11 protein-coding genes are annotated in these 13,658 nt (G+C 58.0%); all 11 read left to right on the top strand.

The annotated features are described in order from the left end of the window. Nucleotides 1-25 precede the first annotated feature (25 nt). The 11 genes from bamA (at nt 26) to tilS (ending at nt 13,617) form a co-directional block, all read left to right on the top strand. Nucleotides 26-2,356 carry an outer membrane protein assembly factor BamA gene (gene bamA, locus ACXAE6_RS11400; protein WP_475147781.1) on the top strand — a complete coding sequence of 777 codons (2,331 nt, stop codon included), beginning with the start codon at nt 26-28 and terminating at the stop codon, nt 2,354-2,356. A gap of 46 nt (nt 2,357-2,402) precedes the next feature. After that, a complete protein-coding gene (locus ACXAE6_RS11405; protein WP_475147786.1) occupies nt 2,403-2,957 on the top strand; it encodes an OmpH/Skp family outer membrane protein in 555 nt (184 codons plus the stop codon). After that, nucleotides 2,957-4,009 carry a UDP-3-O-(3-hydroxymyristoyl)glucosamine N-acyltransferase gene (lpxD, locus tag ACXAE6_RS11410; RefSeq protein ID WP_475147791.1) on the top strand — a complete coding sequence of 351 codons (1,053 nt, stop codon included), beginning with the start codon at nt 2,957-2,959 and terminating at the stop codon, nt 4,007-4,009. Before ACXAE6_RS11405 ends, lpxD begins: the two co-directional genes overlap by 1 nt. Continuing rightward, the gene (gene fabZ / locus ACXAE6_RS11415; RefSeq protein WP_475147795.1) at nt 4,006-4,464 is read left to right on the top strand and encodes a 3-hydroxyacyl-ACP dehydratase FabZ; all 459 of its coding nucleotides are present in this window, start codon (nt 4,006-4,008) and stop codon (nt 4,462-4,464) included. The genes lpxD and fabZ overlap by 4 nt, the downstream gene beginning before the upstream one ends. Continuing rightward, nucleotides 4,461-5,231 (top strand): acyl-ACP--UDP-N-acetylglucosamine O-acyltransferase, encoded by a 771-nt coding sequence (gene lpxA, locus ACXAE6_RS11420; protein WP_475147798.1) that lies wholly within the window; start codon nt 4,461-4,463, stop codon nt 5,229-5,231. Before fabZ ends, lpxA begins: the two co-directional genes overlap by 4 nt. Then, on the top strand, nt 5,231-6,403 hold the full coding sequence (lpxB, locus tag ACXAE6_RS11425; protein ID WP_475147800.1) for a lipid-A-disaccharide synthase: 1,173 nt from the start codon (nt 5,231-5,233) through the stop codon (nt 6,401-6,403). The genes lpxA and lpxB overlap by 1 nt, the downstream gene beginning before the upstream one ends. Beyond that, on the top strand, nt 6,400-7,014 hold the full coding sequence (rnhB, locus tag ACXAE6_RS11430) for a ribonuclease HII (protein WP_475147803.1): 615 nt from the start codon (nt 6,400-6,402) through the stop codon (nt 7,012-7,014). The genes lpxB and rnhB overlap by 4 nt, the downstream gene beginning before the upstream one ends. Before the next feature lie 41 nt (nt 7,015-7,055). Then, entirely contained in the window at nt 7,056-10,562 is a 3,507-nt protein-coding gene (gene dnaE, locus ACXAE6_RS11435) for a DNA polymerase III subunit alpha (protein ID WP_475147806.1), read from the top strand. Nucleotides 10,563-10,780: 218 nt separating this feature from the next. Then, a complete protein-coding gene (gene accA, locus ACXAE6_RS11440; RefSeq protein ID WP_475147808.1) occupies nt 10,781-11,737 on the top strand; it encodes an acetyl-CoA carboxylase carboxyl transferase subunit alpha in 957 nt (318 codons plus the stop codon). Between the two features lie 89 nt (nt 11,738-11,826). Beyond that, entirely contained in the window at nt 11,827-12,303 is a 477-nt protein-coding gene (locus ACXAE6_RS11445) for a GNAT family N-acetyltransferase (RefSeq protein WP_392803040.1), read from the top strand. A 3-nt stretch (nt 12,304-12,306) separates the two neighbouring features. Further along, entirely contained in the window at nt 12,307-13,617 is a 1,311-nt protein-coding gene (gene tilS / locus ACXAE6_RS11450) for a tRNA lysidine(34) synthetase TilS (protein ID WP_475147812.1), read from the top strand. The last annotated feature ends 41 nt before the right edge of the window (nt 13,618-13,658 follow it).

Below are 13,658 nucleotides of genomic sequence, written 5' to 3' on the forward strand. Positions count from 1 at the left end.
TAGGGGTAATCGTTTGAGAGTTGTTATGAGATCAGCCGGGGTAGCACTGACCACCATGCTGTTGAGTGTCGGCGCTGTTGCCGCCCCTTTTGAGTTATCTGCCATCACCATCAATGGTTTGCAACGGGTCTCCCTGGGTTCGGTACTGCAGGCCTTACCCATACAGGAAGGCGACCGGGTCGACACCGATAACGCCGCCGATTGGCTGCGAGCCATCAACGATACCGGTTATTTCAACGATGCCCGGGTGTCGCGTGAAGGCGATGAACTGATCTTCGATCTGACCGAACGCCCCGCCATTCACAGTGTTGAGTTTTCCGGCAACAAAACCATTCCGACCGACGCGCTCGAACGAGTCATGGAGAATGTCGGGCTGGATGAAGGCGAAATTTACAGCCAGTCGTTGCTCGAGGGCATCGAACTGGAACTGGAGCGCCAGTACAGCTTGCAAGGCCGCTACAACGCCAGTGTCGATCTGGTGGTAACGCCGCTGTCGCTGAACCGCGTCGATATTGAGCTGGATATCAGCGAAGGGCCGGTGGCCAAGGTCGATCATATTGAAATCACCGGTAACAGCGTCTTCACCGATGCAGAATTGCTCGACGCCTTACAGATGCGCGAAACCAGTTCAACGCGCTATCCATTCCAGTTTATTGCCCGCCGCAATCGCTTTGGTCAGGCACAGCTGACCGGCGATGAATCGCGTCTGGAAAACTATTACCTCGATCGCGGTTATCTCGACTTCCGGCTGGAATCCACTCAGGTTTCCATCGCCGATAATAAATCCGCCATCACCCTGGTGTATAACGTCCACGAAGGCGAACGCTATACCTTGTCGAGCATGGAGCTGACCGGTGATCTGGTTGGCCTGGACGATGAACTGCAAGCCTTGGTGACGGCCGAGCCGGGTGATACCTATTCACGCCTGGCTGTGGCGAATATCAATAGCGCCATTACCGATACGCTGGGTGAGCGCGGCTATGCTTTTGCCGAGGTGCGACCGCAATTGGAACCGGACCGCGATGCGTTGACCGTCGCGGTTAATCTGCAGGTGAATCCGGGGCAGCCGGTGTACGTGAACCGCATCGAAATTCGCGGCAATACGGCGACTAATGATGAAGTGATTCGCCGTGAATTACGTCAGTTGGAACGCGGTCTGGTGATCAATCGTAATATCCGGCAGTCACGCTCACGGCTGGAGCGGCTGGGTTACTTCAGCTCGGTCAATATCAATACCCGGCGGGTCAGTGGCCGCGATGATCTGGTGGATTTAATCGTCGAAGTGGAAGAGACCACCAATTCGCAAATTACCGGTTCGATCGGTTTTTCCGATGCCAGTGGTATTTTTGCCGAAGCACGCATTGACCAGAAAAATTTCCAGGGCAAAGGCTACGATTTTTCAGCGTCGGTGACGGTAAACGAAAGTCAGCAGCTGTATAACCTGTCATTTGAAGATCCGTACTTCACGGTTAATGGCGTCAGCCGTGGTATCAATTTGTTCTATCGCCGTACCGACTTCAGCAACGCCACCTTCGATACCTATGCAACCAATAGCTTCGGTGGCCGTTTGACGCTGGGTTATCCGATCGCTGAAAACCAGCGCGTTAATTACGCTCTGGGCTACAGTCAGGATGAGCTCTTTGTCAGTGATACCGCGCCGCGGGAACTGACCGACTTTAAAGACAATAATCCGGGCACTTACGACATCGTCGATGCTCGACTGTCCTGGGTATACAACAGCCTGAACGGTACTTTCAAAGCGACCCGGGGTCGACAAATGACGCTGGCCAGTGAAGTGGCCACACCCTTGGGTGATTTGACCTACTATCGTTTGACGGCGGCTGCGGAGCAGTACTTCCCGATCAACGACCAGTACAGCTTTCGCCTGCATACCGACCTGGGTTACGGCGGTGGTTACGGTGAGTCCAGCCAGCTGCCGTTCTACAAGAATTTCTACTCAGGTGGCGTACGGTCCATTCGCGGTTATCAACCCAATTCACTGGGGCCTTTGGGAACTCCGCAAACCCTGGGTGATGATGCCGATCCGATTGGCGGTAACATCCAGGTCGAGTACGGCGCTGAGCTGTTGGTGCCCATGCCTCTGGTGGAAGATCAGTCGACCTTCCGGGCGTCATTATTTATCGATGGCGGCAACGTCTTCACCGATCACTGCCGCTTTGACAATACCAGTTGTACGGAAGGCGTTGATCTGAGCGAGATGCGTTACGCGGCCGGTTTCGATTTGACCTGGATTACGCCGCTGGCGCCGTTGAGCTTTAGTTATGCCTGGCCGTTGAACGCTCAGGATGGCGATCAGGAACGGAACTTTGCCTTTACCATTGGTCTGGCATACTGAGCGGACTTTAGAGCGAAAAACATTCACCGGAAAAACGGGAGTCGATGTGAAATTGAATCGAATCAAGGCGCTGTATCCGAGTACCCGCCGGCTCGTCCTGGCTGCATTCTGTGCGCTGTCGCTGGTTGGAGCACCGGCGCTGGCTGCTGAAATTGCCCTGCTGGATCAGGAATACGTGCTGTTCAACAGCCAGGTGGCGCAACAGGCCAGTGCTGCGTTGAAGCAGGAATTTGCCGAAGAAGAACAGCAGGTGCAGACACTGGAACAGTCGATCCGACAGTTGCAGAGTCAGGCCCGCACCGATGCCGAAGTGATGACGGATGATGAGCGTTCGCGTTTGCAGTCAGACCTGCAAAACCGGCTGCGTGAACGTGAGCAACTGGTGCGCCAGCTGCAACAGGTTCAGAACGAACGTCGCAGTGCTTTTATTCGTCAGTATCAGCCAGTGCTGGCTCAGGCGGTCGAAAGCGTGGTTGGCGATCAATACGACCTGATCCTGGATAAAGGTGCGGTGATTTACCATCGTAATTCGCTGGACATCACCGAAGCGGTGCTGGACGAGTTTAACAGTCTGGTGGCTGAACAAGGTGGCGCAAACTGATGCACAGTGCGCGGTCACTGGCGCAACTGCTGGGTGCCCAGCTGGGCGGCGATGAGGCGCTTTGGGATCAGCCGCTGTCGGGCCCGGCGCCACTCGATAAAGCCGGCGAGGGGCACTTGACCTTCTTGTCCTCGGCCAAATATCGGCGTCAGTTGTCGACTTGTGGTGCCACGGCGATTCTGCTGTCAGCATCGGTACAGGCTGATGCGCCGGCCAGCGCTGCGGTATTGATCGTTGACGATCCTTATCGTGCTTATGCCCGGGCGTCGCGCGAATTTTCCCAGGAACCGGCGGCGTTTGACGGCGTTCATCCCAGCGCGGTTGTGGCGGACGATGTGCAGCTGGGCGCGGGCGTCAGTATTGGCGCTCAGGCTGTCGTTGAGGCCGGTTGTCGGATCGCGGACGGCGCGGTGATTGGCGCCGGCTGTTATCTCGGCGCGGGTGTGGTCATTGGTCAACGGACGCGTTTAATGCCCAGGGTGACTGTGCATTATGGCGTGACCCTGGGGGCCGATTGCCGCATTCATTCCGGCACGGTGCTCGGTGGCGATGGCTTTGGTTTTGCCCCGGCTGCACCAGGCTGGGAGCGTATTGCTCAGCTTGGCAGCGTGGTCATTGGTGATCGTGTCGACATCGGTTCCAACTGCACCGTAGACCGCGGCGCTATTGATGACACCCGCATTGATGACGATGTGATCATCGATAATCTGGTGCAGATTGGTCATAACGTCCATCTGGGTCAGGGCGTGGCCATGGTCAGTCAATCGGGTGTGGCTGGCAGCACCGAAGTCGGCGCGGGTTGCACCATTGGTGGTCAGACAGGCGTCAATGGTCACATTAAAGTACTGCCGGGAACGCATTTCACCGGTCAGTCGATGGTGACCAAAGCGCCCACCGAACCGGGCGTCTATTCTTCTGGTTGGCCGCTGCAGCCCAATACCGAATGGCGGCGGACAGTGGTGCGTTTGCAGAAGCTCGATAAACTTGAACAACGCTTGAAAAAATTGGAACAACAGGCGGCATCGGCCGCCGATGAAGAGGACTCCGAATGACGCTGTCGTTACCCCTGGATCATGAGGCCATTAAAACCTACCTGCCGCATCGCTATCCTTTCCTGCTGGTTGACCGGGTGACGGACCTGGTCGCGGGCGAGAGCGCCCAGGGCTATAAGAACGTTTCGGGTAATGAAGAAGTATTTAACGGTCACTTTCCCGGTCAGGCTATTTTCCCAGGGGTGATGATTTGCGAGGCACTGGCGCAGTTGTCGGCGATATTGGGCTTTGCGACCAGTGGTAATCGTCCGGCAGATGGCTATTTGTATTTGTTTGCCGGGCTGGATAATGTCAAGTTCAAACGTCAGGTGGTACCGGGCGATCGGCTTGAGCTGCATTCCACACTGGTCTCCCAGCGACGCGGCATCTTCCGCTTTGAGTGTCGCGCTGAAGTCGATGGTCAGTTGGCCGCCACCGCCGACATTGTCTGTGCAGAACGGAAGCAAAGCTCGTGATTCATCCTACTGCCATCGTTGACCCGTCGGCGCGCCTGGGTGAGGGCGTCGAGGTCGGCCCTTATTCGGTTATTGGCGCCGATGTTGAAATCGGTGCGGACACCTGGATTGGCCCGCATGTGGTGGTCCAGGGACCGACGGTAATCGGCCGTGGTAACCGCATTTTTCAGTTCGCCAGTGTCGGTGAAGCCTGTCAGGACCTGAAATACCAGGGGGAGCCGACTAAGCTGATCGTCGGTGACAACAACACCATTCGTGAAGGCGTAACGCTGCATCGCGGCACCGTTCAGGATCAGGGTGAAACCCGGGTCGGCAGCAACTGTTTGTTAATGGCCTACAGCCATGTGGCGCACGACGTCATTATGGGTGATCACGTCATCGTCGCTAACGGCACTCAATTGGCCGGTCATGTGCATGTGGGTGATCACGCCATCTTGGGTGGTAACTGTGGCATTCATCAGTTTTGTCATATTGGCGCGCACGCCTTCCTGGGCGCCGGCACCACTCTGGTCAAAGACGTTCCCGCCTATTTGATGGTACAGGGTAATCCCGCTGCGCCTCACGGTATGAATCTGGAGGGCCTGCGCCGCCGTGGTTTCAGCGCGTCGGCGATCAGTGCCTTGCGCCGGGCTTATAAGACGGTGTATCGCGAAGGCCGGACGGTCAAAGATGCCTTGGTGGTGCTTGAACCCCAGGCGGCAGAGCATCCGGAAATCCAACCTTTTATCGACAGCATAGCGACGGCGACCCGAGGCATTTTGCGTTGATGGCCACTGCGAACAAACCGACCAAGCTGCGTGTTGCGTTGCTGGCCGGTGAAGCCAGCGGTGATATTCTCGGCGCCGGCCTGATGAAAGCGCTGCGCAAACAGCATCCCAATATTGAATTTGCCGGTATCGGCGGTCCGCGTATGATCGCCGAAGGGCTGGACAGCCGAGTGCCGATGGAACGTTTGTCGGTTATGGGTCTGACCGAAGTGCTGGGCCGGTTGCGCGAACTGTTTCGCATCCGCGCCCGCTATCGGGACTGGTGTCTGCACTGGAAGCCGGATGTCTTCGTCGGTATCGACGCGCCCGATTTTAACCTGGGTCTGGAGCGACAACTGCGTGAAGCCGGCATTCGCGCTGTTCATTATGTGTCGCCCTCAGTCTGGGCCTGGCGCCAGGGTCGGGTGAAGAAGATCCGGGCCTCAGTCGATCACATGCTGACGCTGTTTCCCTTCGAAGCCGATTTCTACCGCGAGCATGACGTTCCAGTGACCTTTGTTGGTCATACGCTGGCGGACAGTTTGCCGCTGGAGCCTGACCAAAAAGCGGCTCGTCAGACCCTGGGTATTCCCGAAGGCGAACGTTGTCTGGCGGTGTTGCCGGGCAGTCGCGGTTCCGAAGTCAGTCGTCTGGCGCCACTGTTTTTACAGGCGGCGACCGAATTACAGCATCGCACCGGACCAGTGCGGGTGCTGATTCCCGCCGCCAACGAGCATCGCCGGGAACAGATTGAAAAGGCGGTGTTGAGTCATGGCAATGGCCTGCATATCGATTTGATCGACGGCCAGTCCGATACCGTGATGGCGGCCGCTGATGGTGTGCTGTTGGCCTCCGGTACCGCGGCGTTGGAAGCCATGCTGCTGAAACGGCCGATGGTGGTAGCGTACCGGCTGAATGTAATCACCCACCGTATCGTCAAAGCCCTGGCGACCAGTCGCTGGGCGTCCTTGCCCAACGTGCTGGCGCAGGCCGACTGGGTGCCGGAGCGATTGCAATACGACGCTACTGTTGAGCGGCTCTGTGAGGATCTGATCGAGATTCTCGATAACGCCGATTACCGTGCCCAATTCGAACAGCGCGCCACCTTTTTGCATCGTCAATTGGCGCGCAATGCCGATGAACGGGCAGCCGAAGCCGTGTTGGCGGTGGCTGGTGCGGCGGCTGCGCAATGACGCAGGGCGGCTTTGTTTTCGAAGCCGGCATGCAGCGCGTCGCCGGTGTCGATGAGGTCGGCCGGGGTCCCCTGGCAGGCGATGTTGTTGCCGCCGCCGTTATTCTCGACCCTGAGCAGCCCATCATCGGCCTGGCCGATTCGAAAAAATTAACCGCCAGGCGACGCGAAGCCCTGGCCGAACAGATTAAGGCTCAAGCCTTGGCCTGGTGTGTTGCTCGCGCCAGTGTGGCGGAAATCGACCGGTTGAATATTCTGCAAGCCAGCCTGTTGGCAATGCGCCGCGCGGTGGCGGGTCTGGCCGTGGTGCCGGAATTTTGTCAGATCGATGGCAACCGTCTGCCCACCGGTTTGCCCTGTCCGGCGGAAGCCATTGTCGGCGGCGATGGCAAGGTTGAAGCCATCGGTGCGGCCTCGATTCTGGCCAAAGTTCAGCGCGATCAGGAACTGGTTGAACTGGACCGACGCTTTCCCCAGTATGGCTTTGCTCGCCATAAAGGCTATCCGACCGCCGAGCATCTGGCGGCACTGGCCGAACATGGCGCAATCGATCAACACCGCCGCAGCTACGCGCCGGTACAGCGGGTCCTGGCACGCAACAGCAATACGTAACACCGCTCATCATTGACACCATCTAACCATTGGAGAGCAACGTGGCTCCGCAATTTGTCCACCTTCGAGTACACACCGACTATTCGCTGATCGATGGGCTGATCCGCCCCAAAGAACTGGTCAAGGCGACCGCAAGCGCCGGTATGGGCGCGGTGGCCATGACCGACATCAGCAATTTTTTCGGCCTGGTGAAGTTCTACGGCGCGGCCCTGGGTTCCGGTGTCAAACCCATCCTGGGTGCCGATCTGTGGGTGGAAAACCCGGCCGATGAGCAGGCTCCGTTTTTGATGACCGTGCTGTCGGTCAATCCCGAAGGCTACCGCAACCTGACCGAGCTGATTTCGGCGGGTTATCAACAAAACCAGTTACACGATATGGCTCAGGTCAAGATCGACTGGTTGCTGGAAAAGAACGCCGGTCTGGTGCTGCTCAGTGGCGCCCGCCATGGCGATGTGGGCGACGCCCTCAGCCGAGGCAAAGCCGATTATGCGCGTGAGTTGGCCGGTCGCTGGCTGCAGGCCTTTGGCGATCGCTACTACATGGAATTGCAGCGTACCGGCCGCGATCAGGATGAAACCCTGGTCCAGGGCAGCCTGCTGGTGGCGCGTGAGCTGGGCATTCCGGTGGTGGCGACCAACGATGTGATGTTCCTGACCGAGGACGATTTCGACGCCCACGAAGCGCGCGTCAGCATTAACGATGGCGTGGTTCTGGACGATCCGAAACGGCAGCGCCGTTATTCCGATCAGCAGTATCTGAAAAGCGCCGCCGAGATGGCCGAGTTGTTTAAGGACATCCCGGAAGCCATCGACAACTCAGTGCGCATCGCTGAGCGTTGCTCGACCACGGTCAAACTGGGTGAATACTTCCTGCCGGAATATCCGATTCCCGATGGCATGACGATGGATGAGTACTTCCGTCAGCTCAGCTTCGACGGCCTGGAAAACCGCCTGAAAACCATCCTGCCCGACGGCACCGCCGACCGCGATGCGCGTAAGAAGGAATACACCGATCGGCTGGAATTCGAACTCGACATCATCATTCAGATGGGCTTCCCCGGCTACTTCCTGATCGTTATGGACTTTATCCGCTGGGCCAAAGAACACGATATTCCCGTGGGCCCGGGTCGGGGTTCGGGCGCGGGTTCATTAGTGGCCTATTCGCTCGATATTACCGATCTGGACCCGATTGAATACGACCTGCTGTTCGAACGTTTCCTCAACCCGGAACGGGTGTCCATGCCCGACTTCGACGTCGACTTCTGCATGGAAAAACGCGACCGGGTGATTCAGTACGTGGCCGATCGTTACGGCCGTCAGGCGGTATCGCAAATCGTCACCTTCGGCACCATGGCCGCCAAAGCTGTGGTGCGCGACGTCGCCCGGGTGCAAGGCAAGGCTTATGGCCTGGCCGACCGTATTTCCAAGATGATTCCCGCCGACCCGGGCATGACGCTGCAAAAAGCACTCGATGAAGTGGCCGAACTGAAAGAATTTATCGCCGATGACGAAGAAGCCGGCGAAATCTGGGAGATGGCGCTCAAGCTCGAAGGTATTACCCGCCAGACCGGTAAGCACGCTGGTGGTGTGGTGATCGCCCCAACCAAGCTGACCGATTTTTCACCGCTGCTGTGTGAACCGGACGGCACTGGTCTGGTGACCCAGTACGACAAAAATGACGTTGAAGAAGCCGGTCTGGTCAAGTTCGACTTTCTGGGTTTGCGTACGCTCACCATCATCGATTGGGCGCTGAAGATCATCAATCCGCGCCTTGAAGCCGAAGGCAAAGCACCGATCGACATCAACAGCATTCCGCTGGCCGATGAAGAATCCTTCGATCTGCTCAAGCAGGCCAAGACGACCGCCGTCTTCCAGCTTGAATCGCGCGGTATGAAAGACCTGATCCGTCGGCTGCAGCCGGACTGCCTGGACGACATGATCGCCCTGGTGGCCCTGTTCCGCCCCGGCCCGCTCCAGTCGGGCATGGTGGACAACTTCATCAACCGCAAGCACGGCCGCGAGGAAGTTTCCTACCCGGATCCGCAGTACCAGCATCAGTGGCTGAAAGAAATCCTGGCGCCGACCTACGGCATCATTCTGTATCAGGAACAGGTGATGCAGATCGCCCAGGTGTTGGCCGGCTATACCCTCGGCGGCGCTGACCTGCTGCGCCGTGCCATGGGTAAGAAAAAACCCGAAGAGATGGCCAAGCAGCGCGAGATTTTCGCCAAGGGCGCGGCTGACAAGGGTGTCGATGCCGACCTGGCGACGAAGATTTTTGATCTGGTGGAAAAATTTGCCGGCTACGGTTTTAACAAATCGCACTCCGCTGCTTACGCCCTGGTTTCCTACCAGACACTGTGGCTGAAGGCGCATTACCCGGCGGCCTTTATGGCGGCGACGATGTCATCGGAATTGGACAATACCGACAAGGTGGTGATCTTTATCGAAGATTGCCGCCAGCTGGGCATCGATGTACTGCCGCCAGACGTTAACGCTGGCGCCTATATGTTTACCGTCAATGACGACGACCAGATTATCTACGGCCTGGGCGCCATCAAGGGCGTTGGCGAAGGCCCGGTTGAAGCCATTGTCGCCGCACGCGCCGACGGACCATTTACTGATCTGTTCGATTTCTGCCAGCGCGTTGACAGCCGCAAGGTCAATAAACGCTGCATTGAAGCGCTGATCAAAGCCGGTGCTCTGGACAAGCTGGCGCCGCATCGCGCCATCATGCTCGAAGCCATGGAAGACGCCGTGCGCACCGCTGAGCAAGCAGCCAGCAATGAAGCGGCGGGTATGGTCGATATGTTCGGCGAAATCCAGGCGGAAGTGCAGGGTGATCCGTACGAGCCCTACAGCGGCGTGTTGCAGCATTCCATCAAGCAGCGTCTGGCGGGCGAGAAAGATACCTTGGGTCTGTATTTGACCGGCCACCCCATTGATGAGTACGAAGCCGAGGTGGATCGTATCGCTTCCATGCGTCTGGGTGAGCTGAACGTCTCACCCGATGAATTACGCCGTATGCGCAAAAGCACCAAAACCCTGGCCGGGCTGGTGCTCGGAGTGCGCACCCGTCAGACTCAGCGCGGCGATACCATGGCGATTGTGACACTGGATGATCGCACCGGCCGGGTCGAGATGACGCTCTTTGGCGAGGATTACCAGCGTTATCGCGATCTGTTGCAGGCAGATGAAGTCATTATCGTGGAGGCGGAAGTCGGCTGGGACGACTACGCTGAACGGGCGAGAGTTAGGGCGCAGAAACTGTATAGCCTGTCCCAGGCGCGCCAGGAACTGATCCGCGGCATCGAATTTACCGTCACCGAGGCGGAGACGGCCGACTTCCTGGCACGACTGAAAAATCTGGTGCGCGCCGACCTGGACGAAGGTCAGGGCACTCCGGTGTGGGTCAATTACCAGTCGGGTGCTGCCTCAGGCCAGGTGCGACTGGGCGAGACGCATCGCATCCCGCTGGAGGATGAAACGCTGCATCAGCTGCGCCAGACCTTTCGCAACGATGCTTATCAGTTCAGGTATCAGGATTGAGTACGGGAGACGCTTTAGGCGCTACGCGCCGGGAGACGCTGAAAAACCTAACACGGCGTCAGGCGTCTCCCGTTAAGCGTCCAGCGGGCACGCAATGCGCGCCCCATTATTTCCATTTGCTCAAAGCTCAATAAGTATTGATGCTATTGCTCAATGAAAGGCGGCCTTTTAGGCTGTGCCGCCATGATTAATTCGACATCGGCTCATAAGGAACCGGTATGAATCCAGATTATTTGGAATTTGAGCAACCCATAGCGGATCTCATCGCTAAAATCGAAGAGCTGCGTTTAGTGGGTAACCGCAACGATCTCAACATTTCAGCGGAAATCGACAAGCTCAATGCCCAATCGGTCAAGCTGACCGAACAGATTTTTTCCAACCTGAGTTCCTGGCAGGTCTCGCAGCTGGCGCGTCATCCCAAGCGTCCCTACACCCTCGATTATCTGAATGCGGTCTTTACCGACTTCGAAGAGCTGCACGGTGATCGGCACTACGCCGACGACGCAGCCATCGTTGGCGGTGTGGCGCGCTTGGAGAATCGTCCGGTGATGGTGATTGGCCATCAGAAAGGCCGTGACGTCAAAGAGAAGGTGCGCCGCAACTTCGGTATGCCCAAGCCGGAAGGTTATCGTAAGGCGCTGCGTCTGATGCAGATGGCTGAACGTTTCGGCATGCCGGTGCTGACCTTTATCGATACGCCAGGGGCTTATCCGGGCATCGGCGCTGAAGAGCGCGGTCAGAGTGAGGCCATCGCCTACAACCTGTTGAAGATGTCATCGCTGCGTACACCGATTATCGCCACCGTTATCGGCGAAGGTGGTTCCGGTGGTGCTCTGGCGATTGGCGTTTGCGATCACCTGAACATGCTGCAATACAGCACTTATTCGGTGATCTCACCGGAAGGTTGCGCCTCTATTCTGTGGAAGACCGCAGAGCGTGCTTCCGATGCCGCCGAAGCCATGGGTATCACCGCGCCGCGCTTGAACGAGCTGGGTTTAGTTGACACCGTGGTTAAGGAACCGCTCGGTGGTGCCCATCGCAATCCAGCGACAATGGCCGAATCGCTGAAAAATCAGTTGCTGACTCAGTTGGATGATCTGACCGGCCGCTCCCTGGATCAGTTGCTCGAGTCGCGCTATGAACGCCTGATGAGTTTTGGCGCCATCGAGCAGTAAAGCGCTCGAATTCAGCGGTCTTTTGACGCTATGCTAATGCCCTGTGTCCGGCTTACTCCGGCACAGGGCATTTTTATTTCGGGAGTCCCATGACCGCTGCCCATGCCTTTCCATTTCGCCACTATGATCCCATCGTGGGTGATGAGCTGGCGCTGTTGCTGAACCGACACCTCGAAGGTGATCGGGCGCTGGAAGGTGTGCCTGCCTATTTGTTCGATATCGTTTTGCTGGATGGCACCTTAGTGGGTCAGATTGATCTGCGCATTGGCCAGAGCCCGGCCCTGGTCACCTATGCCGGCCATGTTGGTTATGGCATCGATGCGCCCTTTCGTGGTCATGGCTATGCCTTTGAGGCCTGCCGTCTGTTGGCGCCGGTGGCGCTGGATCACGATATGACCGCTCTGTGGATCACCTGCAACCCCGATAACCAGGCGTCCATCCGCACCTGTGAACGACTGGGTGCGCGACTTGTCGAACGCGTTAAGGTTCCCCGCTGGTCCGAACTCTGGCGCCGGGGTGACCGCGAAAAACTGCGTTATTACTGGCCTTTGGGCCTCGCCCGCTGAACCATGCCCGAGTCCGAACTCTATGCCGATCTCGATGCCTGCATCGTTACCGCCGCCGCTCCGCACTGGGTGGCTTACAGCGGTGGACTTGACTCGACCACGTTGCTGCATGCGCTCTGTGCGCGTTTGGGCGCTGAGCAGGTGCAGGCGATACACATTCATCACGGTTTAAGCGCCCAGGCGGATCAGTGGGTTGAGCATTGCACCGCTCAGTGCCAACAGTTGGGTGTCGCCCTGACCATCGCCCGGGCCGAGGTCGCCAATACCGGCCAGGGTCTGGAAGCGGCGGCGCGCAGCGAACGCTATCGTCATTTTGATCGGGCGCTGGCCGGTGGTGGCACGCTGTGGCTGGCGCATCATCTGGATGATCAACTGGAAACCTTCTTGTTACGCCTGTTGCGCGGCAGTGGTCTGGCCGGCTTGAGTGCCATGGCGGTGCAGCGCGATCAGGCCGACTATCAATTAGTGCGACCCTGGCTGGCTCGGCCGCGTTCGCAGCTAGAAGCGTACGCTGCACAACACCAACTGCGTTGGATTGACGATCCCAGCAATGTCGAAGTCAATTTCGATCGCAATTATCTGCGGCAGCGGGTGATGCCGCTGCTGTCCGAGCGCTGGCCTGGATATCGTCAGACCATGAATCGGTCCATCACTCATCTGCAACAGGCCGCCAGCCAGTTACAGCGCGATCTGGATGCCGAGTTGGAACATCGCCTGGCGGCGGATGGCGCCTTCAAAGCGGTGGCGCTCGATGATTGGTCCGATGCCGATATTCTGGCTTTGCTGCGTCACTGGCTGGTCCGGCAGTCGGCGCCGCTGCCATCGACTGGCGTCTTGCAGCGCTTGCTCGATGAGGTGGTGCGCGCCCGCGTCGATGCACAGCCGCAGGTCGATTTTGGTGGTGGCTCGGTGCGTCGCTTTAAGACAGCACTCTACTGGGTGCCCGATCCGATCGAACCACAACCAGCGCCCGAGTTTTCCGAAGGTGTACAGCATTGGCCGGGTGTTGGCCGCCTGATTGTTAAAATGACTGATCAGGGTCCGAACCGCTTGCGTCTGACTGACCAGCCGTTGCACTGGACGCTGCGTGAGGGCGGCGAACTGTTCTGGCCAGCTGGTCGTCATCAACGCCGCGATCTAAAGCGCCTGTTGCAGGAATACCGACTGGCGCCCTGGCTGCGTGATCGCTTGCCGCTGCTCTATGCCGGCGACCAACTGGTGGCGCTGGCCGGTTTGGCGGTCGAACAGGGGTTTCTCGCCGCAGAGGGTGAGCCGGGGTGGCAAATAAACTGGCAGCCGTCACTTTCTAATTGAGCGCCGAGGGGCTTTTTGTTAGTCTGGCCTCCCATCTTGAG

Source organism: Saccharospirillum sp. ABV4_185 (assembly GCF_056159245.1).

Coding starts and splice junctions, on each gene's coding strand:
- bamA (WP_475147781.1), top strand. CDS start 26: ATGAGATCAGCCGGGGTAGCACTGACCACCATGCTGTTGAGTGTCGGC.
- lpxD (WP_475147791.1), top strand. CDS start 2,957: ATGCACAGTGCGCGGTCACTGGCGCAACTGCTGGGTGCCCAGCTGGGC.
- fabZ (WP_475147795.1), top strand. CDS start 4,006: ATGACGCTGTCGTTACCCCTGGATCATGAGGCCATTAAAACCTACCTG.
- lpxB (WP_475147800.1), top strand. CDS start 5,231: ATGGCCACTGCGAACAAACCGACCAAGCTGCGTGTTGCGTTGCTGGCC.
- rnhB (WP_475147803.1), top strand. CDS start 6,400: ATGACGCAGGGCGGCTTTGTTTTCGAAGCCGGCATGCAGCGCGTCGCC.
- accA (WP_475147808.1), top strand. CDS start 10,781: ATGAATCCAGATTATTTGGAATTTGAGCAACCCATAGCGGATCTCATC.
- ACXAE6_RS11445 (WP_392803040.1), top strand. CDS start 11,827: ATGACCGCTGCCCATGCCTTTCCATTTCGCCACTATGATCCCATCGTG.
- tilS (WP_475147812.1), top strand. CDS start 12,307: ATGCCCGAGTCCGAACTCTATGCCGATCTCGATGCCTGCATCGTTACC.